Consider the following 20304-nt stretch of genomic DNA (forward strand, 5'->3'; position numbering starts at 1 on the left):
CTTTATCTTTGCATTATTATTTGCAGGTCAAATGGAAGAAGCAGTGTTTTTAAAAAAATTACAGGGTGGGTATTGTAACAGTCTAAGTCAATATTCGCGGTTTTTGACGCGTGAGGTACAGATTGGCGATGTTCCTATGGGCGGATTGAACCCGATCCGTATTCAATCCATGACCACTACTGATACGATGGACACCAAAGGTACGGTAGAGCAGACGATCAGAATGGTGGAGTCTGGCTGTGAATATGTGCGCATTACGGCGCCAAGCATGAAGGAAGCTGAAAACCTGGCGAATATTAAGAAAGAGCTTCGCTACCGCGGATACGATGTTCCTTTGGTCGCGGATATCCATTTTACACCTAATGCTGCTGAGGCTGCTGCACGGATCGTAGAAAAAGTAAGGGTAAATCCGGGCAACTATGCTGACAAAAAGCGTTTCGAAAATATTGAATATACTCAGCAGGCTTACCAGGCAGAGCTGGAGCGCATTTATAAGAAATTCATTCCTTTAGTTAAGATCTGTAAAGAATATGGTACCGCAATGCGCATTGGTACCAACCATGGTTCGCTGTCTGACCGCATTATGAGCCATTATGGTGACACCCCGCGCGGAATGGTGGAATCGGCAATGGAATTTATCCGGATGTGTGAAGACCAGAACTATTACAACCTGGTGATCTCTATGAAAGCCAGCAATACACAGGTCATGGTACAGGCCTATCGTTTACTTGTGGAGACCATGGTGAAGGAGGGAATGAATTATCCTTTACACCTTGGGGTAACGGAAGCAGGCGACGGGGAAGACGGAAGGATCAAATCTGCTGTGGGGATCGGCACTTTGCTGGAAGACGGGCTTGGAGATACCATCAGGGTTTCGCTGACAGAAGATCCCGAATTTGAAGCCCCTGTGGCTAAAGCGATGGCGCTGAGGTATGAAAGGCGGACAGCTGCGCAGCAGATGACTGAACCGGTACAAAGAGAAAGCATCAGTATAGACGTACTGCCTTATACTCCTTATGAATATAACCGCAGACCGACAATTCCGGTACAGCATATCGGCGGACACCATCATCCCATAGTGATGCTGGATGTTTCCGGACAGAATTTAAAAGACCCTTATTTTTTGACAGCCGCGGGTTATAAATACAGTGCGGGACTGGACAAATACCATATGGCCGATCAGGCCTGTGACCTGGCTTACCTGGGTGATGCATTGCCTTCGTTTTCCTTTCCCGGTAACCTGAAGCAAATCTACAACTACCAGACCTGGCTGGGTTTGAAGGACAGGAACAATTGCCACCCTTTGCTGACTTATGCAGAATACCTGAGGACCGGTATTCAGGATGAGCAGCTGAACCTGGTGCTGGTCAGTGCTTCTGAAGCCGGACAGTATGATCTTTCAGTATTAAAGGACAATGTGATCCTGGTTCTCGAAACCGGGGCTCTGCACGGTATGGCAGAGCAAAGGGAGTTTTTTATTGCTTTGATGAATGCTGGTCTTAAGATTCCGGTAGTCATTAAGCGGGATTATCCGGGCCTTGCAGCTGATGACCTGATGCTGTACGCTGCTACTGATCTTGGGGCTTTGCTGACCGACGGGATGGGCGACGGCGTATGGATTGTTGCGGATGCGGAACTGTCGCTGATCAATTCAACCAGTTTTGGAATTTTGCAGGCCACCCGTACAAGGATCTCTAAGACAGAATATATTTCCTGCCCAAGCTGCGGACGTACGTTATTTGACCTGCAGGAAACTACCCAGCTGATCCGCTCCCGTACAGATCACCTTAAGGGGATTAAAATAGGCATCATGGGCTGCATTGTAAATGGACCGGGTGAAATGGCTGATGCTGATTATGGTTATGTGGGCACCGGACCGGATAAAATAACGCTCTACAGGGGTAAAGAGGTGGTGAAAAAGAATGTAAACACCAGCCGTGCACTGGACGACCTGATTGAACTGATCAAAGAAGACGGCAACTGGACAGAAGTTAAGGCTTAATCACCCGGATCTTTATGTTCCTGAATGAGACCTGACCGCCATGTTCCTGTAAAAGAATGTGACCTTTTTTTACCGAACCAAACGCCGGGACGGTCTTATTGAATTTACTGAGTGCAACAGCTTCCTTAAACCCTTTACTGGTCTTGTTATAATCCAGGATCTTGAATCCATTTAGCCAGTGCTGGACCCTGTCATTTTCCGAAACAATGCGGACGGTGTTCCATACCCCTGTCGGATTTACTTTTTTCATCAATTTTGATGGTGGCAGGATGTCGTATAGGGATCCGGTGAGGTGATTGGCCTTTTTATTGTCTTCAGCCAGTTCATCATCCAGGATCTGATATTCCATCCCAAGGTTTCCTCCTTCATCATACCGGGTGAAAAAATATTTTATACCACTGTTGGAAGCAGAATCGATCCGGTAGTCTATCATCAGCTCGAAATTGGCATATTCCTTTGCCGTGATGATGTCACCGCCCTTGCCCCCGGCGGCTGCTGTCATATTTCCATCCTCAATTTTCCATCCGGCGGGTACAGGCTTGCCATCTGTCGTGGTCCATCCGTTTGCGGTTGTGCCATCAAACAGCAATACCCAGCCTTTCTTTTTTTCTGAACGGGTCAGTTCATTGAGTGTTTGGGCTTGGGTTATTGAAACGAAGCTGATCAGGAGCATTAAAAAACAAAGGTTTTTTCTCAGTTGCATAGTATATCCATCTTTATTAATCAGAGCTGAATATAATAAATGTATCTATTAAGAAATAATTATTAGGATTCTTTTATTTTAGCGGCCGAAGACGAATAAAACTTAGTATGCGTATTTATCTATTTCTACTGGTAATCTTGTGCATTTGCCGTGTTTCTGGCAAAGCACAAACCACAAAACAGAATACCGGCTGGCTGTTTTTGATGAACAGCACCAGGATCAGTAAAGATTGGGGGGTTCATTTTGATGCTCAGTTCAGAAGCCAGGACGAGTGGGACGGACTCAGGCATGTCCTGATCAGGCCAGGAATCACCTATTTTATCAACAGTAATAATGACCTTACTCTTGGATACTTATTTACTCAAACGAATACGGAGCTTACCGGAGTGTCAGACAACACACTAACTGAACACCGGATCTGGCAGCAATACATTCACAAGCACAAGGTCAGCATTGCTAGTGTGAGTCATAGGCTGAGGCTGGAACAACGCTTTATAGAGCGATATGGAAACGATTATATTTTTGCCCAGCGCCTGCGTTATTTTGTGAGGTTTTTAGTGCCTTTGCAAAAACCTGCCCAAAGCTTTGATAAAGGTCTTTTTGCCGCTTTGCAGGATGAAGTGTTTTTCAATGTTCAAAACAAGAATAACTTGAATGGTAGCTTATTTGACCAAAACCGTGCATATTTTGCTATTGGCTACCGGTTCAGCAAAAAAATAGATATCGAAGCAGGATATATGAACCAAAGTCTTAAAGGCCCCACAAACAATACATCGAATAATATTGGTCAGTTGGCAGTGTATACTCGGTTTTAGCTCCCCGCCAGGTATTCTTCTATGGCATCTGTGAGTTCTGGAGAAGTGTTTTCGCTGCTCTTATTGATGAGCTGGTGCTGTGCAGAGTTGAATTTCTCGATAAAGGTACCCTCTTTTGAATTGAATTTTAAATAACCCTGTTCAAAGAAACGTTCTTCTATATGACCTGATGAATCCATCGACTTAAACCAGAGTTGATTTATCATTAGTGATCCTTTATCAATATAAAGCCATTTGTACACATCAGAAAGATCGGCAGTGGCATTCAGGTCTGTTCGTTTAATTTCAAGAATATGGTGTGTACCATTTTCCAGATGATATAAAATTTTAAAAGCAGGTCTCATTGTGCGTTTGGTAGTTGCGGAGCTAAAATACAAAAAAATGCAATTTCGTGATGTATTTCATTATTTTTCCTATGTGCGCTCATGTGATTCAAAACGCCCGGTCCCCTCAATAACCGGAATCTTAAAAACTACAATATGGTTTTGTTGGTCATCTGGAATGGCATGCGAAGAACGCTGAGCGCCGCTATCGGCTAAAGGCATAATACGCTGAATAATCCCTTGCATCGCCTGTTGACGTTCTTCGCCCGTCAGCTCCTGAAAAGTTCCCCACACAATAACGCTTTTCCATCTAAAAGTATCGGAAATTTCGTCTACCTGGAAACAAACTTTAGGGTTCTTACGCATCATATCCAGCTTTTTACCGCTTCCGGTGTGGGCATAAATGGCATCATTGCGATACACATAATTGACTGGTACAACATAAGTTTCGCCATCTGCATAACAACCCAGGCGACCGATTACCTGGCGCTCAAGTAAGTCTATAATTTCCCTTTTATTTAGTTTTCCCAGCATAATTGTTCGGTATATATTTCATTCAATAAAAATTCTGGTTAAAAACAGGTTCTCCTCGCTGATTGACCCTGGTTAACTGACCATTATTGAAAGCACTCCAAATTTAAAGCAAAATACAAAAATTAAAAGTCTGGTCATAACTTACAGCTCACTAAACGACAGTAGCTTTTTCTGCGGAGGTGTACACAGCCATCTTCATACACCGCACGTGGTAGAATAAAGTATGGTGGATGACAAGGCGACTTTATTGTATCTCTATTGAATAATATTTTATTATATTAGTAACAATCAAAAAATTAAATGTTATGAAAAAAATATTTGTATTGTCTCTAATTGTGACTTTGTTTACTGCAGTAACGGTTTCTGCCCAGGATAAACCGAAAGAAGATAAAAGTAAACGCCCGAGTCCGCCTGCAACTGCAAAGGGAACGACTAAATCAGGCACCGCAATTACAATCGATTACAGCTCCCCATCGGTAAAAGGAAGGACTGTAGGTAAAGAAATCGCACCGTTTGACGGTAAAGTTTGGCGTACTGGAGCAAATGAAGCTACTACATTTGAAGTAAACAAAGATGTGACCATCAACGGAAAAGCCTTGCCTGCAGGTAAATATTCATTGCACTCTATCCCGGGAGCTCAGGATTGGGTGTGGATATTTAACAAGACCGCAAATCAGTGGGGTTCTTATGAGTACAAGGAAGCAGATGACGCTCTTCGTGTACCGGTAAAGACCGGAAAAGCAAAGACCTTCGTGGAAAAAATGACTTTTACCATTGACAAATCAGGTAAAGTTGTTTTGGACTGGGGAGACGTTTCGGCCTCATTTACTGTAAAATAAAATCTAATGTTTTTTCGGCTGCCTGCTGTAAGTGATCGGGCAAGCAGTCAGAAGTATAAGGATGGGAGGCGCCATAAACATGATTGGCGCCTTCTATTTTGTAGATCTTTGCCTTGATCTGTCGTTGTGCCAGCTGCTGCGCTACACTAAAGTCAACATTCACATCCTGATCTCCATGCAGGATCAGCCAGGGAACGGAGACCCGTTCTGCTGCCTTTAAAATATCAAATTCCTCCTTGTGTTTTCTGAAATCATGTAAAAGCGTACTGTTCAATGGCATTGCTTCGTGTGTACGGGCGTTTATCACCTTGATCGTGCTGGTACGAATCCATTCTTTCTCCTGTTCTTTTTTCCATAAGCTGGAGAAATCTGCTATGGAGGACCAGGTAATCAGCTTGCTGATCCTCTGATCTTTTGCCGCGGTTACGATGGCTAAGCCGCCGCCCCGGCTATGACCTATCAAATAAATAGGGTTATCAGGGAATTTTTCTGCCGTATAGCTGATCACAGCATCTACATCAAAAAATTCCTTGCTGAAAGTATTTGAGGCGAATGTTTCCATGTCGGTTACGTCAACGGGATTTTCGAGCTTGACACCGCTGTGCGACAGGTTAAATTTTAAATACCGGTAGCCATTGGAGGCAAACCATCCGGCGACCGGGTTATGTGCGCCCCAATCTTTGAACCCTTTGAACCCATGGACAAAAATTATGGTGCCTTTTATTGTGTTTTTATCGTCATAAGTATAATCGCCAAATATGGTTTTTCCTTCCGCACCGGACAGCTTAAACTGCTCTTTTTGTATCATATATAACTGCTGTTATGAGGTTTAGCCAATATAACAAATTTTTTCGACCGATGTTTGACAGATGATGCTGCAATTTAAAATCTTTCTAAATAGCTCTTAATTACAGCTTAATGACAGTGGAACGGCATCCGGTTGTTACTTTTGTTTCGCTAAAAATAAACAGGATAACACATTTTGGAATATTTAAAGATTATTGCTTTTACGCACAAACATATTGACCTGCAATCGCTGGGCAAGTTGGTGATATGTGAGCAGACGCTGGATGATAGGTTGAGAAATATCCAATCTGTACTCGGAGTCAAAGAAATATTCTATGTAGGAACGTGTAACCGGGTCGAGTTCGTATTCACTTCTTCAAATAGTATCGATAAAGATTTCATCCGTCGTTTTCTGACTGTTCTGGATATGGGGCTGCCTGAAAAGTATATGGATGATTTTATTGACAAGGTTTCTGTATATGAGCAGGCTGAGGCTTTCAATCATTTACTGCGCACATCATGTTCGCTGGAAAGTCTCGTGGTAGGAGAGAAAGAGATCCTGGCGCAGATCCGGAAGGCGTACGAAGCGTGTCGTGTGGCCGGTTTCACGGGTGACTATATGCGCATGATCATGAACAGGGTCGTCAAGACTGCCAAGGAGGTTTATACGCACACCAATATCTCCAAGAACCCGGTCTCGATTGTCTCTCTTGCTTATCGCAAGCTCCGGGACCTCAAGATGTGCTCCAGTGAAGCCAGACTCCTGATCATCGGCGCCGGAGAAACCAACAAACTCATTGCCCAGTACCTCAAAAAACACAAATACTCCAACTTTTCTGTATTCAACAGAACTCTTGAAAATGCCACATCGCTGGCTAAAAACCTAAACGGAACAGCTTACCCGCTCTCAGAATTAGAAAATTACGATAAAGGTTTTGATGTCATCATTACCTGCACAGGGGCCACAGAACCTATCATTACTGAAGATATCTATAAAAAACTGCTCAGGGGCGATACCGGTAAAAAGGTAATCGTGGATTTGGCAGTGCCGAATGATACTGCTCCGGAGGTGGTTGAGAATTTTCCTGTTCATTTTATAGAAGTGGAATCTTTGAAAGAGATTGCCCGAAAAAATATCCAGGAACGCTACGACGAGCTTGTTAATGCCGAACACATCATCGAGGAAAACATTAAGGATTTTGAACTGGTATTGCGCCAGAGGGAGATAGAGATCGCTATGAGCTGCGTACCTCAAAAGATCAAGGAAATTAAGCAGACTGCTATCAATGGTGTCTTTGCCGACGAAATCAGCGGATTGGACGAAAATTCAAGGCTTGTGCTGGAGCGTGTGATGAACTATATGGAGAAAAAATACATCAGCGTACCAATGGTCATGGCAAAGGAGATATTGGTAAAGAATAGCTAGATTTGCGAAAAAAATAGCATCAACGTGAAAAGACTTACTATAGGTACGAGAGGCAGTGACCTGGCTTTATGGCAAGCCAACTTCATTAAGGAGAAGCTTGCTGGAATAGGTGTGGAAGCCGATCTGAAGATCATCAAAACTCAGGGTGACAAGATTTTAAATTTACGTCTGGATAAACTGGAAGGCAAAGGTTTTTTTACCAAAGAACTGGAAGAAGAGCTGTTGGGCGGTACCATTGATATTGCTGTGCATTCTCATAAAGATCTGCCTACTGTACATCCTGCGGGGCTGACTATTGCCGCGGTAACTGAACGTGAAGATCCTTCCGAACTGCTCCTGATCCTGAAGGACTGTGTGGATGTAACCCAAAAACTTTCATTGAAGACCGGCGCCATGGTGGGTACTTCATCCAACAGGCGTAAGGCCCAGTTGCTAGCCCTAAGGCCGGATCTCAATATTGAGGATCTTCGCGGTAATGTCCCTACCAGGATCGGTAAGCTGCGTGATGAGGACTATGACGCCATAATGATTGCAAGAGCCGGGGTGAATCGTTTGAATATAGATCTTTCGGAATTTCATGTTGAGGTCGTAGATACAACCGAACTGGTGCCCGCACCTGCGCAGGGAGCCCTTGCCATACAAATCAGAGAACTTGACAACGAATTATTTGAATTGCTTCAAAAGATCCATCATCCGGAAACTGCGGCTGAGATTGCAGTGGAAAGAAAAGTGCTGAACCTTTTTGAGGGCGGCTGTCATATGCCTTTGGGCTGTTATTGCAAAAAAGAAGACGGAAAATTTGAAGTATGGACTTCCAAAGCAGAAACTGACGAAGATTTTCCGGACCGCTTGTTTTACAGGGTGGATAGCCTGGACGGTCTTGCAGAAAAGATAGTGAGCAAATTTGTCGCTGACAGGAAAAGACCCTCAAAGGTGTTTGTATCCAGAGAGATCGGAGAGCACAATTATTTTAGAAAAGCACTTGAGAAACATGGTATTGAAATAGAAGGCAGATCTCTGATCCGGACTTTTCCGATAGTCAATGTACTCGACCCTTTTTATTTGAAAAATATAGACTGGATCTTTTTCAGCAGCAGAAACGCTGTGGAGTACTTTTTTAACTTGAAACCGGTGCTGTCTAAAAAAGTACAGTTCGGGGTGGTAGGGAGAGGATCTGAAGACGCACTGCGTAAGCATGGTGAACTGGCAGATTATGTTGGTGAAAGCGGAGATATAACCGAAGTTGCCGAAGCATTTGCTGAGCTGGTAACCGGTAAAACCGTATTGTTTCCGAGGGCGCAGGACTCCCTGCTAAGCATTCAGAAATTGCTGAAAGCGGATACGAAGATAGTAGACCTTCCCATATACGAAACTGTGGTTGATGATGAAATTGACCAAACTTATGCTGATGTACTGATCTTTACCAGTCCAAGTAATGTGGATGCCTATTTTGCGGATAACTTACTGGATCCAGGGCAGCAGATAATTGCCATAGGCAATTCAACAGGCAAGAAGTTTGACGAAATGGGCGTAACTTATACACTGCCTTATTCTCCTGATGAGATTGGACTGGCTGAGGCTGTATTCGGAATAGATATAAAATAAACCATTGTTATGTTACACCGTCCGCGTAGATTGAGAAAGAACCCTGTAGTGAGGGAAATGATTGCAGAAACCAGGTTGTCTAAGGACATGTTCATCTACCCTTACTTCATTGTGCCGGGCAAGAATGTGGTTCATCCTTTGGAGGCGATGCCGGGTATCAGCCATTTTTCTGAGGATACTTTAATCAGGGATGTGGAGAAGAGCTTGAAACTCGGGGTAAACAAAATCATGCTTTTTGGGGTGGGCGATGAGAAAAGTGAAGATGCGCGTTCTGCATACCACGACCATTCTCTTGTGCCCTCGGCAGTAAGGCTGCTTAAAAAGAATTTTGGGGAAGATTTATATGTTGTAACAGATGTATGTGTCTGCTCTTATACTACGCATGGTCATTGCGGCATTATGGAAAATGACTACGTACAGAATGATACCACTGTGGAATTGATCGCAAAAATGGGACTGACCCATGCGCGGGCAGGGGCTGATATGCTGGCACCATCTGACATGATGGACGGCCGGGTAGGGGCAATGAGAAGTGTTCTGGACGGAGCAGGATTTGTAAATACTGCAATCATGAGTCATGCCACCAAATTTGCTTCTGCTTATTACGGGCCATTCAGGGAAGCAGCAGACTGTGCCCCCGGCAAGGGTGACAGAAAGGCCTACCAGATGGATTTCAGGAACGGACAGGAAGCGCTCCGGGAAGCATTGCTGGATGAAAGCGAAGGCGCTGATGTTTTAATGGTAAAACCTGCTTTGGCTTATCTTGATGTGATCCATAATCTGAAGCAGCACACAGACGTACCCATTGCCTGTTATAATGTTTCCGGTGAATATTCCATGATCAAAGCAGCGGCGCAAAAAGGCTGGATAGATGAACAAAAAGTGGTGATGGAGACCATGCATGCTTTTTCGCGTGCCGGAGCAAGCATCATCACAACGTACCATATAAGAGATATTGTTGAAAAGAACTGGTTGTAAATTATGTTGGAGTCTTTAAAAAAAATGTTTTCAGGGAATGAAGGCGAATTGCCCATGAATACGGGGAGCAAACCGGATATTCCGAGAGAGAAATCGGCGGAGCTGTATGAGAAAGCAAAGAAATATTTTCCAGGTGGAGTAAATTCGCCGGTGAGGGCTTTTAAATCGGTGTACGGTACACCATTGTTCATCCAAAAAGGAGATGGTTGTTTTGTATGGGATGCTGACGGAAATCAGTTCATAGATTTTTGCGGAAGCTGGGGACCTTTAATATTGGGTCATAACCATGCAAAGGTACGGGAGAAGGTAACTGAAGTGATGCAGAACGGAATGAGCTTTGGGGCGCCTACTGCCCTGGAAAATGAACTTGCCGAACTGATCATCAAAAACAACCGGTTTGTAGAGAAGATCCGGTTTACCAGTTCAGGAACTGAGGCAGTGATGTCGGCCATCAGGCTTGCCCGGGGATATACAGGTAAAGATAAGATCATTAAGTTTGAAGGATGCTATCATGGTCATAGCGATTCCCTGCTGGTAAAGGCGGGTTCAGGACTGGTCACCTTTGGTGAGACTTCATCCGCCGGGGTGCCTAAATCCTTTGCAGAAGAAACGATTGTGATTGCTTTGAATGATACAAAGGCATTGGAGCAGGCCTTTATCCAGTTTAAAGATCAGGTAGCCGCAGTGATCATAGAGGGCATACCTGCCAATAACGGGTTACTGATGCAGGATGAGGAATATGTGAAGTTCCTGGAAAAAATCTGTAAAGAGAACAATGCGCTGCTGATCTTTGATGAAGTGATCACCGGATTCAGGTTAGGATTTGAAGGAGCGGCAGGACATTATGGCATAAATCCTGACATTGTTACCTATGGTAAAATTATAGGGGGTGGCTTACCGGTAGGAATGTATGGAGCCTCTGCTGAAATTATGGCCCATATCTCGCCTGATGGCGGTGTATACCAGGCTGGTACTTTATCCGGAAACCCGGTGGCCATGGCCGCGGGAATTGCTCAGCTTACTGAATTACTGCGTTCCGGTTTTTACAAAGAACTGAACAGCAAGGCCACGGAATTTGCAGAGAGTATACAGCGTTTTGCAACAGCCAGGAATTATAAGCTCAAAGTATTTTATGTAGGTTCGATCTTCTGGATAGCTTTTACTGATAAAGATAAGATCCAAACAGCTGAAGATATTGATCCGGCGAGCATGGAGAAATTTAAAATCATGCACAGGGAACTGCTGAACAGGGGTATATACCTTGGGCCATCGGGCTATGAGGTAGGATTTGTGTCTGCAGCGCATACAAAAATTGAACTTGAAAAGGCGAAGAGGGCAATATTTGATAGTCTCGATGTTGTATTCAGGAATAAATAATTAATGGGTATATTTATCTAAGTTTATAATATAAACCACATAGTTTTGAAAAAATCGATCGTTATATTTTACTTTCTGCTGTTGTACTCCCTGGTACAGCTGATCTCCTGGGGAACCCTTGTGGTGAAACTGGAACGCGACAGGATGGCGATGGTAATGGGTGAGGGATCGGTATTTTTGTTCCTGCTATGTGTAGGGGCCTATTTTTTACACCGGGCGATCAGTAAGGAGGATAAGCTGAGAGAGCAGCAGCAGAACTTTTTGCTGTCAGTGACCCATGAGTTGAAATCGCCGCTGGCGGCCATTAAGCTCTCTTTGCAGACCATTGTAAAACGTGACCTGGATAAAGCAAGACAGACTTCTTTGCTGAACAATTCGCTGAAAGATATTGAACGGCTGGATGACCTGGTGGAGAACATGCTGCTGGCTACCAAGATCGAAAACAGGTCTTATTCGTTTCCCAAAGAAGAATTTGACCTTTCTGACCTGGTAACCAGAATCACAGACCGCCTGCAAATCCATTCCTGCGGATGTGAACAGGTGATCAACCCAGTGATTAAACCGGGAGTAAAAGTCATAGGAGACCAGTTTGCACTATCTTCGGTAGTGACAAATCTGGTAGAAAATGCGGTTAAATATTCAGGACCCTGTGCGGAAGTTGGAGTAGAATTGACAAAAAAAGACGGGCATCCGTTTTTGAGGGTAACTGACAAAGGACCAGGTATACCGGATAACGAAAAGATGCTGATTTTTGATAAATTTTACCGTGTTGGTGATGAGAATGTCAGAAAATCAAAAGGAACTGGTTTAGGCCTGTTTATTGTTAAGGAAGTTCTACAGAGTCATGACGCTGACATCAGCGTTAAAGATAACACACCACATGGTGCAATTTTTGAAATAACATTTAACTGATATGCCACAGAAATTAAGAATATTACTGGTTGAAGATGAAGACCATCTATTAGACGCAATCAAATTAAACCTTGAACTTGAAGGCTACAAAGTTCATGCTGTAAAAGACGGCAAAACGGCCCTTAAAGTATTTAAAGAAGAACGTTTTAACCTGATCATCCTGGATGTGATGCTCCCTGAAATGGATGGTTTCCAGGTATGTGAAACGATCCGTCTGGAAAATACGGAGGTACCCATCCTTTTCCTGACGGCCAAAAATACAAGTGAAGATCGTGTATTGGGCCTGAAAAAAGGTGCTGATGATTACCTGGTGAAACCATTTAACCTGGAAGAACTAATCCTGAGGGTCGGTATTTTAGTGAAACGCAGTTTGAAAGCTGATGACCTGAAAGAGCTGAATTCTTATAAGATTGGTGATAAAACCATTTATTTCAATTCATTTGAACTGAAACAGGACGACGGACTGATCGTCCCCCTGACCAAAAAAGAAACCATGCTGCTGAAATTGCTCATCGAGCGCAAGAATGAAGCAGTATCACGCGAGCAGATCCTGGAAACGGTATGGAATTATGACGTATATCCTTCTACCCGCACCATTGACAACTTTATCCTGACCTTCCGTAAGTACTTTGAACCGGATCAAAAGAACCCTGTATATTTTCATTCGATAAGGGGAGTAGGTTATAAATTCACTGATATTCATTAATGTATAATAACAATGGCAGGTATGCATTGATGGCGATTTTTGTATTCGCCGCCGCTGCATGCTTTTTTTATGATCAGATACAGCTGGCCGCATTGGCGGGGCTGTTTTTTGCTTTTGTATTGTGGAGCCATTTTAAGCACAGTTCTGTGGTGCTGGCCTCAAAGTATTTTCAAAAAGGCGATCATGAAAAAGCAACCCGTTTACTTTCTGAGGTACCCAACCCGGACAGACTGGCGAGAAACCGAAGAGGGTACTATGAATTTATGAAGGCCAATATTGCTCTCAAAAAAGAAGAATACGATGTCGCCGAGCATCATTTCCAGATTGCCAGCCGTTTTCCCCTGGGTGGTAAGAACGATAAGGCATTTGTGATGATCCACCTGGCCAACCTTGCCCTGCGTAAAAAAGACGGGGAACGGAGCAGGGCTTATATCGCTAAGGCTAAAGAAATGGCCGGTACCCCAAAAGCACAAGAGATAATTAATAAAATAGAGATAGAAGCAAACCGCTTATAAACCAATTAGAATTTAGATGAACAATTTATTTTTAGACGCAGCATTTTCAAAGCAAACAGAACGCCCGCCGGTATGGATGATGCGGCAGGCAGGTCGTTTTATGCCGGAGTACTGGGAGATCAAAAACAAGTATTCCTTCCTGGAGATGTGCAAAACCCCGGAGATCGCAGCTGACGTAACGATGCTGCCTGTTGACCTGCTGGGTATAGATGCCGCGATCTTGTTCTCTGATATATTGGTGACCGCTGAAGCAATGGGCGGAGATCTAAGCTTTACGCAGGGGGTAGGGCCTAAATTTGCCAATCCTGTACGTAACCTTGCCGATATAGAGGCGCTGGAGGTGGATGTACTGGACCGTTTGCAGTACGTGGCCGACGCCATCAAAGTTATTCAGCAACGCCTGAACGGCAGTATTCCCCTGATCGGTTTTGCCGGTGCGCCATTTACCGTCATGAGCTACCTGGTTGAGGGTGGCTCTTCTAAAGATTTTAAAACCACCAAATTACTGATGCACAATCATCCGGAGCTTGCGCACAAGCTATTGGCAAAGATCGCTAAGGTGACTGCCGGTTATCTGAACCTGCAAATTGCTGCAGGCGTAAACGCGGTACAGATCTTTGACAGCTGGGCGCTTGCATTGTCATGGAACGATTACCAGGAATTTTCGCACCGCTACATTCAGGAGATCATTGGAAATCTGAACAGAAAAGATATTCCTGTCATTTCTTTCTGCAAAGGCAGTTCGGTGTTTGCACCGATCATGGCAGAAGCCAGACCTGATGTGATCTCGGTAGACTGGAACGCAGATCTTTTGAATATTAAAAACAGTCTGCCTGCAGGTATTGCGGTGCAGGGTAACCTGGATCCGCATATTCTGTATGCGGATAAACCAGTGATCAAAAAAGAAATCCTCAGATTGTTTGAACGCATGAGGAATGAGCAGGGTTTTATTTTCAATTTGGGACATGGCATTATGCCTGATATCCCTTTTGATAACGTGAAATATGCGATTGAGGTTGTTAAAGACTTTAAATACTAAAACATAACAATGGACCAGTACTACTATTATGTCCTTTCTGTTCACATCATCTTCGTAGTAAGCTGGATGGCAGGATTGTTTTATAGTGTACGTTTGTTCATTTACCATACCGAAGCCGGTGACCGCCCGGAAATAGAACGTATGATCCTTCAAAAGGAATACGAAAAAATAGAAGCAAAGCTTTGGCACATCATCACTACACCTGCCATGGTACTTACCGTACTGGCAGGTGTGTCGATGATCTTAATCAGGCCTGCGTTGTTACAGCAGCCCTGGCTGCATGTCAAGCTGTGTTTTGTAGTCCTTTTGCTGATCTATCATTTTATTTGTCAGAACATTATGAAGCAGTTAAAAAATGGCACATGCAAAATCAGCTCATTTAAGCTGCGGTTATGGAATGAGGTGGCAACTATACTCCTTGTAGCTATTGTGTTTACAGTGGTGCTTAAAAGCGCTGTAAACTGGATCTATGGTCTGATAGGTCTGATCGTATTCTCCGCAGTCATCATGGCTGCTGTAAAATGGTATAAGCACTACCGAAAAAAGCACGACTGCTAGGTCTGTGCCTCCCCCGAAAATTATTTTATATTTATCTTCATTGCCGTGCAACCTTTTTGAGGATTGCCCCATCTTCTATGTACCAAACACGAAATGAAATTGACGCAATATAGTATAGATGAATTGCTTGAAGGCTGCAAAGCCGGCAACAGAAAGATGCAGGAGGCGCTTTATAAGCAGACTGCAGCTAAGATGATGGCCGTTTGTATGCGCTATGCTAAAAACAGGATGGAGGCAGAAGATACATTGCAGGTGGGATATATTAAAGTTTTTCAAAAGGTGAAAGAATATAGAGGAGACGGGTCTTTTGAGGGCTGGATCAGGAGGATCATGGTCAACACGGCAATTGAAAGCTACCGTAAAAATTTGAAAGCCATGAATGTTGTACCCATTGAGGACGCATATGAGCAGCCCGCAACAGGATTTGATTTTAGCAGGCTGGGTATGCAGGACCTGATGAAGGTCATCCAGAAACTGGCTGACGGATACAGACTGGTATTTAATATGTACATCATAGAAGGGTATTCGCATAAAGAAATAGCAGAAACGCTCGGTATTTCAGAAGGAGCAAGTAAATCACAGTTATCGAGGGCAAGGGCGATATTAAAAGAAGAAATTATAAGAATGGAGGGCATAAATTATGCAACACATGCAGGATAAGGAATTTGACCAGTTGTTTAAAGACAGGTTTGAAGAAGCGGAGGTGCAACCATCTGCAAACCTTTGGGGAAATATAGCGGAACAACTGGAGCCTAAGCGCAAACATGCAGCGCTGGTTTACTGGTGGTCTGTGGCTGCGGTAATATTAATGACAGTGGGCATTGGCCTGCTGACCCCGAAAACGGAGAAAATCAGATTGCAGTCTAAAGGCGAAATTGCAGCAGCTGAAGTTGTTTTAAAAGATACCGTTCCGGTTTCGGCAGACCAGATTTTGATCAGCAGTGTAGCGGCGGCGGATCAGGACACAGCGAACATAAGTACGCCACTGGTCATTGCGCCAAGATACGATGCGGCTGAGGAAAAAAATAATCTGTTTGCAGTGCAACCAAATACCGTGGATAGCCGTCCTGATATTAAGAAACCGGAAGTGCCTGCCGCAGAAAATGCGGAGCCAGAGAATAAAACGGTTGCTGTAAATGAAGTGATGATCGCAAGTGCGGACCTTTCTGACAATGACCCGGAAGCGCTAACAGCATCATCATCGCAGGAGCATAGAGGGATAAGAAACGTTGGTGACCTGGTCAACTTCGTAGTGAATAAAGTAGATAAAAGAGAAAATAAAATCGTTCAGTTTGATACGGATGACGACAACTCATCGCTGGTATCCCTGAACCTGGGAATTATAAGATTTAGCAAAAGATCAAACAAATAAACACACACAACGATATGAAACGTCTGATATTAACAGCACTTATGGCAAGCGGACTTGCCGGTGCTATAGCTCCAAATGCCAGTGCACAGCAGGATACTGTGACCACCACCACTACAACGACCACAACAACCAAGGGCAAACGCAGTACCAGGTTTAGCATGACCCTGGGTATCAAAGACGAAGAGCGCTCCAAAGACGACAGTGTCCGGAAAGCTAAATCAAACAAAGCACGTTTTGTAGGCGGCATTACCTTAACACGTTTTGATCTTGGTTTTTCGAAGCTGATTGATAACGGCAACTTTACCCTGTCCCCGGAAAACGATTTTTTAGATTATAAAGCCAGTAAAACCAGTACCGTTTCATTTGATGTGCTGCAACTCGGTTACCGGTTCAATTCAAACTTTAAGATTTATATCGCCGGTGGCTTCGACTGGACACTGATCCGTCTGAAAAAGAACATCACCATGCAGCCAAATCAACCGGCACTTACTTATGTGACTGATACCATCCAATTCTCGAAGAACAGATTTTCCAACAGTTATGTGCACATTCCGCTCAACTTTGAACTGCGCACCAAAGAGAATGACAATGGTAAGCGTTTTTACTTCGTGTTCGGACCGGAGGTAGCCTTTCTGCTGAATGCAAAAGTAAAACAGATCAGTAATGAGCGCGGCAAACAGAAATTTAAAGACGACTATAATTTTGAGCCTTTCCGCTATGGAGGAACGGTCAGGTTAGGATACGGCGGCCTGGGCATTTTTGCTAAATATTACATGAACGATATGTTTGCCAGTGCACCTCAAAAAGGAATCAGGAATATGTCATTCGGAATTACCCTGGGACTGAATTAAAAATTAACACCTATAAACACACAAATAACACCTGGTCCTGTGGCAGCCTCTGCTACAGGATTTTTTTGTGTCTGCCTATTGCCGGATGTTTATTTATCTTTGAGATGTGGAAGATCAGATCATCAGTGTAAACAACCTTACCAAACAATATCAGACCGATCAGGTATCGGGTGTTCAGGACATTAGTTTTTCAATAAAGAAGGGGAGCATCGTTGCCATTATCGGAGAAAGCGGAAGCGGTAAATCCACCTTGCTCAAATGCATCTATGGATTGCTGAAGGTGGACGACGGTGAGGTGCTCTTCAACGGAAAAAGAATCCTGGGGCCTGACGAACAGCTGATACCAGGTCATAAGGAAATGAAGATGGTGACGCAGGATTTTTCACTGAACATCTACGCCAAGGTTTATGACAACATTGCTTCGATGCTGTCCAACACCGATGTAAGGTCCAAGCAGGAAAAGACCATAGAGATGATGCAGCACCTGCACATAGAACATCTCAGAGATAAAAAGATCACACAGCTCAGCGGAGGAGAGCAGCAGCGTGTAGCCATCGCAAAAGCACTGATCAGCGATACGACTGTTCTGCTGCTGGATGAACCTTTTAGCCAGGTTGACGCATTGCTGAAAAACCAGCTGCGTGCGGACATCAAAAGAATAGCTGCCGAAACCGGGGTTACCGTAGTGATGGTCTCTCATGACCCGGCAGACGGATTGTTCCTATCAGACGAATTGCTGATTATTAAGGAAGGCCGTTTATTGCAAAAGGGGGCACCGGCCCATATTTACAACCATCCTGATCATATTTATACCGCGCAGATCCTTGGCAATGCAGTTGTGTTGGATACAGAAGCGGCAAAGAAGCTTGGGCTCGAGATCAATGACGGGCAAGCCGTATTTTACCCGGAATGGGTAGAGCTGAAAAACTCCTGGAACAGCCGCCGCTTTGAGGTAAAAGATGTTTATTATAAAGGTTTTTATGAAGAACTGCTGCTGGAGCGGAATGGGGTAAAGATCAGGGCGATACAGCTGAACAGGGGTGAGCATAAAAAAAACGACCACGTTCAGGCGAACATTGGCCGTTTTTTAATGTTGTAAAATCCGGTATTAGGTAACGTCCTGTGACGGAATAAGGACCACTTTAAGTCTGATGGGAACTGTTGGTTTGGTTGGGTTCTCAGTGGCAAAAGTAGATCTTTGAATATCTATAGCGATCCCTCCTTCGAAATGCTCATAGCTGTAAGAAGCCCCTTCATATACATAAGGCAGCTGAATATAACTGCTTTGATTTACAGGGTGATCAAGATAAACCAGAATACCTTCAATATCAACATTTAACGCATCAATTTCAGGGATATTTATTTCCGCGGTGAACGTTCGTCCATTTGTCGAAGGTAACCATTGATTCGGCTGAATAGTAATGATAATCGTCCTGTTCGGTGTCTCCTGAACGATGGTGTCTTTTTTGCACGACACCAGGCCCAGCGTGGTGGTACAGAGTAGGATTAAGAGTAATTTTTTCATGATTTGTGTGTTTCGTATAATTAAAGCAAATCTGCTGCCATTAAAATTGGCAGCCCACCATTTCCCCATTCTGTAATTAAAATGTTATGCAAGCATTATGAATTCATATTACAAAACAATATTGGCTGAAAAAAGTTTAAACCAAATATTCAAACAATGTCTGATCATTATTTAGTTCAATAATTTCGAACTTAAATTCCTGCATTCTCAGCACCAAAGCCTCATAATCTGCCCGGTCAGCCAATTCTATACCAACCAGGGCGGGTCCGTTTTCCTTATTGGTTTTCTTGATAAACTCAAACCGGGTGATGTCATCATGAGGGCCAAGGACATGGTTCACAAACAATTTCAGCGCACCCGGTCTTTGCGGGAAACGAACAATAAAATAATGCTTCAGACCTTCATATAGCAAAGATTTCTCTTTGATCTCCTGCATACGCTCAATGTCATTATTTCCACCGCTGATGACGCAAACTACTTTTTTACCTTTTATTTTATCTTTATAAGCATCAAGCGCAGCTACCGATAAGGCTCCGGCTGGCTCCACAACGATGGCATCTTCATTATATAATTTTAATATTGTAGTACAGATCTTTCCTTCGGCCACCAGCAGGATGTCATCCAGCACCCGGATACAAAGTTCATAAGTGAGCTCACCCACACGCTTTACAGAGGCACCATCTACAAAACGGTTAATCTCAGGCAGGGTGACCGGGCCACCGTGCTCAAAAGCTTTCATCATAGAAGGAGCACCCTCTGGTTCCACACCTGCCAGTAATATGCCGGGTCTTTCTTTTTTCAAATAAGTACCGGCTCCTGCAGAAAGACCGCCACCGCCAACCGGCATAATGACCACCTCAACATCCGGAAGATCTTCCAGTATCTCTACACCAACGGTACCCTGTCCCTCGATAATGCTGTAATTGTCAAAAGGAGGGATGAAAGTCATGTTGTTTGCCGCTGTATAAGCCAGGGCCTCCATCAGGCAGTCATCAAAAGTATCACCTACCAGGACCAGTTCCACACTTTTGTTTCCAAACATTTCCGTTTGTTTTACTTTTTGCCTCGGCGTGATTTCAGGCATAAATATGACGCCCTTTGTGCCTAGCTTGTCACAAGAAAACGCAACACCCTGGGCATGGTTACCAGCACTTGCGCAAACAATACCACGGCTCAGTTCTTCAGCACTGAGCTGACTGATCATGTTGTAGGCACCACGCAATTTGTAAGAACGCACCACTTGCAGGTCCTCACGCTTCAGATAGATCTCAGCTTCGTATTTTTCAGATAATTTTGAATTGTATATCAATGGCGTGTGTTTTACCACTTGCGCCAGTCTCTGCGATGCAGCCCTGGAATCGAGCTTAGAATCGAAGTCAGGTTTGGAATGGGTGTCAGGATTAGAATTGGGGTCAGTCATTTTATAAAATAGGAGAGG

General features: G+C 43.9%; 22 protein-coding genes. 16 read left to right on the forward strand and 6 right to left on the reverse strand.

The annotated features are described in order from the left end of the window. Positions 1-31 precede the first annotated feature (31 nt). On the forward strand, positions 32-2002 hold the full coding sequence (gene ispG, locus QEP08_RS00710) for a (E)-4-hydroxy-3-methylbut-2-enyl-diphosphate synthase (RefSeq protein ID WP_285054595.1): 1971 nt from the start codon (positions 32-34) through the stop codon (positions 2000-2002). On the opposite strand, the gene QEP08_RS00715 is transcribed toward ispG, so the two are convergent. Then, a complete protein-coding gene (locus QEP08_RS00715) occupies positions 1992-2705 on the reverse strand; it encodes a 3-keto-disaccharide hydrolase (protein WP_285054597.1) in 714 nt (237 codons plus the stop codon). The genes ispG and QEP08_RS00715 overlap by 11 nt on opposite strands. Positions 2706-2812: 107 nt before the next feature. On the opposite strand from QEP08_RS00715, the gene QEP08_RS00720 reads away from it, so the two are divergent. Next, positions 2813-3520 carry a DUF2490 domain-containing protein gene (locus QEP08_RS00720; RefSeq protein WP_285054600.1) on the forward strand — a complete coding sequence of 236 codons (708 nt, stop codon included), beginning with the start codon at positions 2813-2815 and terminating at the stop codon, positions 3518-3520. On the opposite strand, the gene QEP08_RS00725 is transcribed toward QEP08_RS00720, so the two are convergent. Then, the gene (locus QEP08_RS00725; protein WP_285054602.1) at positions 3517-3864 is read right to left on the reverse strand and encodes a hypothetical protein; all 348 of its coding nucleotides are present in this window, start codon (positions 3862-3864) and stop codon (positions 3517-3519) included. The genes QEP08_RS00720 and QEP08_RS00725 overlap by 4 nt on opposite strands. 69 nt (positions 3865-3933) lie before the next feature. After that, positions 3934-4377 (reverse strand): pyridoxamine 5'-phosphate oxidase family protein, encoded by a 444-nt coding sequence (locus QEP08_RS00730; protein ID WP_285054604.1) that lies wholly within the window; start codon positions 4375-4377, stop codon positions 3934-3936. A 305-nt stretch (positions 4378-4682) separates the two neighbouring features. Here QEP08_RS00730 and QEP08_RS00735 point away from each other — a divergent pair, with 305 nt between their 5' ends. Beyond that, on the forward strand, positions 4683-5216 hold the full coding sequence (locus tag QEP08_RS00735; protein ID WP_285054605.1) for a DUF2911 domain-containing protein: 534 nt from the start codon (positions 4683-4685) through the stop codon (positions 5214-5216). Here QEP08_RS00735 and QEP08_RS00740 read toward each other — a convergent pair. After that, entirely contained in the window at positions 5203-6024 is an 822-nt protein-coding gene (locus tag QEP08_RS00740) for an alpha/beta hydrolase family protein (protein WP_285054608.1), read from the reverse strand. The genes QEP08_RS00735 and QEP08_RS00740 overlap by 14 nt on opposite strands. 174 nt (positions 6025-6198) lie before the next feature. On the opposite strand from QEP08_RS00740, the gene hemA reads away from it, so the two are divergent. The 13 genes from hemA to QEP08_RS00805 all read left to right on the forward strand — a co-directional run bounded on the left by hemA (position 6199) and on the right by QEP08_RS00805 (position 18440). Further along, positions 6199-7428, forward strand: a complete 1230-nt coding sequence (hemA, locus tag QEP08_RS00745) for a glutamyl-tRNA reductase (RefSeq protein ID WP_285054609.1) — start codon at positions 6199-6201, stop codon at positions 7426-7428. 24 nt (positions 7429-7452) lie between these two features. Beyond that, entirely contained in the window at positions 7453-9033 is a 1581-nt protein-coding gene (gene hemC, locus QEP08_RS00750; RefSeq protein WP_285054611.1) for a hydroxymethylbilane synthase, read from the forward strand. A 9-nt stretch (positions 9034-9042) separates the two neighbouring features. Continuing rightward, positions 9043-10011, forward strand: a complete 969-nt coding sequence (hemB, locus tag QEP08_RS00755) for a porphobilinogen synthase (protein ID WP_285054614.1) — start codon at positions 9043-9045, stop codon at positions 10009-10011. Positions 10012-10014: 3 nt separating this feature from the next. Further along, entirely contained in the window at positions 10015-11388 is a 1374-nt protein-coding gene (gene hemL, locus QEP08_RS00760) for a glutamate-1-semialdehyde 2,1-aminomutase (protein ID WP_285054617.1), read from the forward strand. Positions 11389-11433: 45 nt separating this feature from the next. After that, positions 11434-12300: a sensor histidine kinase gene (locus tag QEP08_RS00765; protein ID WP_285054619.1), complete on the forward strand. Its 867-nt coding sequence runs from the start codon at positions 11434-11436 to the stop codon at positions 12298-12300. 1 nt (position 12301) lies between these two features. Further along, a complete protein-coding gene (locus tag QEP08_RS00770; protein WP_285054621.1) occupies positions 12302-13006 on the forward strand; it encodes a response regulator transcription factor in 705 nt (234 codons plus the stop codon). Then, the gene (locus QEP08_RS00775) at positions 13006-13521 is read left to right on the forward strand and encodes a hypothetical protein (RefSeq protein ID WP_285054623.1); all 516 of its coding nucleotides are present in this window, start codon (positions 13006-13008) and stop codon (positions 13519-13521) included. The genes QEP08_RS00770 and QEP08_RS00775 overlap by 1 nt, the downstream gene beginning before the upstream one ends. A gap of 16 nt (positions 13522-13537) precedes the next feature. Beyond that, positions 13538-14560: a uroporphyrinogen decarboxylase gene (gene hemE / locus QEP08_RS00780; protein ID WP_285054625.1), complete on the forward strand. Its 1023-nt coding sequence runs from the start codon at positions 13538-13540 to the stop codon at positions 14558-14560. 9 nt (positions 14561-14569) lie between these two features. Continuing rightward, the gene (gene hemJ / locus QEP08_RS00785; RefSeq protein WP_285054628.1) at positions 14570-15118 is read left to right on the forward strand and encodes a protoporphyrinogen oxidase HemJ; all 549 of its coding nucleotides are present in this window, start codon (positions 14570-14572) and stop codon (positions 15116-15118) included. 93 nt (positions 15119-15211) lie between these two features. Beyond that, on the forward strand, positions 15212-15778 hold the full coding sequence (locus QEP08_RS00790) for an RNA polymerase sigma factor (RefSeq protein ID WP_285054630.1): 567 nt from the start codon (positions 15212-15214) through the stop codon (positions 15776-15778). After that, the gene (locus tag QEP08_RS00795) at positions 15768-16490 is read left to right on the forward strand and encodes a hypothetical protein (RefSeq protein ID WP_285054631.1); all 723 of its coding nucleotides are present in this window, start codon (positions 15768-15770) and stop codon (positions 16488-16490) included. The genes QEP08_RS00790 and QEP08_RS00795 overlap by 11 nt, the downstream gene beginning before the upstream one ends. Before the next feature lie 14 nt (positions 16491-16504). After that, on the forward strand, positions 16505-17341 hold the full coding sequence (locus QEP08_RS00800) for an outer membrane beta-barrel protein (protein ID WP_285054633.1): 837 nt from the start codon (positions 16505-16507) through the stop codon (positions 17339-17341). 106 nt (positions 17342-17447) lie between these two features. Beyond that, positions 17448-18440 (forward strand): ABC transporter ATP-binding protein, encoded by a 993-nt coding sequence (locus tag QEP08_RS00805; protein ID WP_285054636.1) that lies wholly within the window; start codon positions 17448-17450, stop codon positions 18438-18440. A gap of 9 nt (positions 18441-18449) precedes the next feature. On the opposite strand, the gene QEP08_RS00810 is transcribed toward QEP08_RS00805, so the two are convergent. Next, a complete protein-coding gene (locus QEP08_RS00810; RefSeq protein WP_285054639.1) occupies positions 18450-18866 on the reverse strand; it encodes a hypothetical protein in 417 nt (138 codons plus the stop codon). A gap of 136 nt (positions 18867-19002) precedes the next feature. Further along, the gene (ilvA, locus tag QEP08_RS00815) at positions 19003-20286 is read right to left on the reverse strand and encodes a threonine ammonia-lyase IlvA (protein ID WP_285054642.1); all 1284 of its coding nucleotides are present in this window, start codon (positions 20284-20286) and stop codon (positions 19003-19005) included. Positions 20287-20304 lie beyond the last annotated feature (18 nt).

It is taken from the genome of Pedobacter ginsengisoli, from assembly GCF_030244015.1.
GTDB lineage: Bacteria > Bacteroidota > Bacteroidia > Sphingobacteriales > Sphingobacteriaceae > Pedobacter > Pedobacter ginsengisoli.

Bases quoted from the DNA above. Each gene is read 5' to 3' on its own strand.
- ispG (WP_285054595.1), top strand. From the start codon at position 32: ATGGAAGAAGCAGTGTTTTTAAAAAAATTACAGGGTGGGTATTGTAAC.
- QEP08_RS00715 (WP_285054597.1), bottom strand. From the start codon at position 2,705: ATGCAACTGAGAAAAAACCTTTGTTTTTTAATGCTCCTGATCAGCTTC.
- QEP08_RS00720 (WP_285054600.1), top strand. From the start codon at position 2,813: ATGCGTATTTATCTATTTCTACTGGTAATCTTGTGCATTTGCCGTGTT.
- QEP08_RS00725 (WP_285054602.1), bottom strand. From the start codon at position 3,864: ATGAGACCTGCTTTTAAAATTTTATATCATCTGGAAAATGGTACACAC.
- QEP08_RS00730 (WP_285054604.1), bottom strand. From the start codon at position 4,377: ATGCTGGGAAAACTAAATAAAAGGGAAATTATAGACTTACTTGAGCGC.
- QEP08_RS00735 (WP_285054605.1), top strand. From the start codon at position 4,683: ATGAAAAAAATATTTGTATTGTCTCTAATTGTGACTTTGTTTACTGCA.
- QEP08_RS00740 (WP_285054608.1), bottom strand. From the start codon at position 6,024: ATGATACAAAAAGAGCAGTTTAAGCTGTCCGGTGCGGAAGGAAAAACC.
- hemB (WP_285054614.1), top strand. From the start codon at position 9,043: ATGTTACACCGTCCGCGTAGATTGAGAAAGAACCCTGTAGTGAGGGAA.
- hemL (WP_285054617.1), top strand. From the start codon at position 10,015: ATGTTGGAGTCTTTAAAAAAAATGTTTTCAGGGAATGAAGGCGAATTG.
- QEP08_RS00770 (WP_285054621.1), top strand. From the start codon at position 12,302: ATGCCACAGAAATTAAGAATATTACTGGTTGAAGATGAAGACCATCTA.
- QEP08_RS00775 (WP_285054623.1), top strand. From the start codon at position 13,006: ATGTATAATAACAATGGCAGGTATGCATTGATGGCGATTTTTGTATTC.
- hemE (WP_285054625.1), top strand. From the start codon at position 13,538: ATGAACAATTTATTTTTAGACGCAGCATTTTCAAAGCAAACAGAACGC.
- hemJ (WP_285054628.1), top strand. From the start codon at position 14,570: ATGGACCAGTACTACTATTATGTCCTTTCTGTTCACATCATCTTCGTA.
- QEP08_RS00790 (WP_285054630.1), top strand. From the start codon at position 15,212: ATGAAATTGACGCAATATAGTATAGATGAATTGCTTGAAGGCTGCAAA.
- QEP08_RS00795 (WP_285054631.1), top strand. From the start codon at position 15,768: ATGCAGGATAAGGAATTTGACCAGTTGTTTAAAGACAGGTTTGAAGAA.
- QEP08_RS00800 (WP_285054633.1), top strand. From the start codon at position 16,505: ATGAAACGTCTGATATTAACAGCACTTATGGCAAGCGGACTTGCCGGT.
- QEP08_RS00810 (WP_285054639.1), bottom strand. From the start codon at position 18,866: ATGAAAAAATTACTCTTAATCCTACTCTGTACCACCACGCTGGGCCTG.
- ilvA (WP_285054642.1), bottom strand. From the start codon at position 20,286: ATGACTGACCCCAATTCTAATCCTGACACCCATTCCAAACCTGACTTC.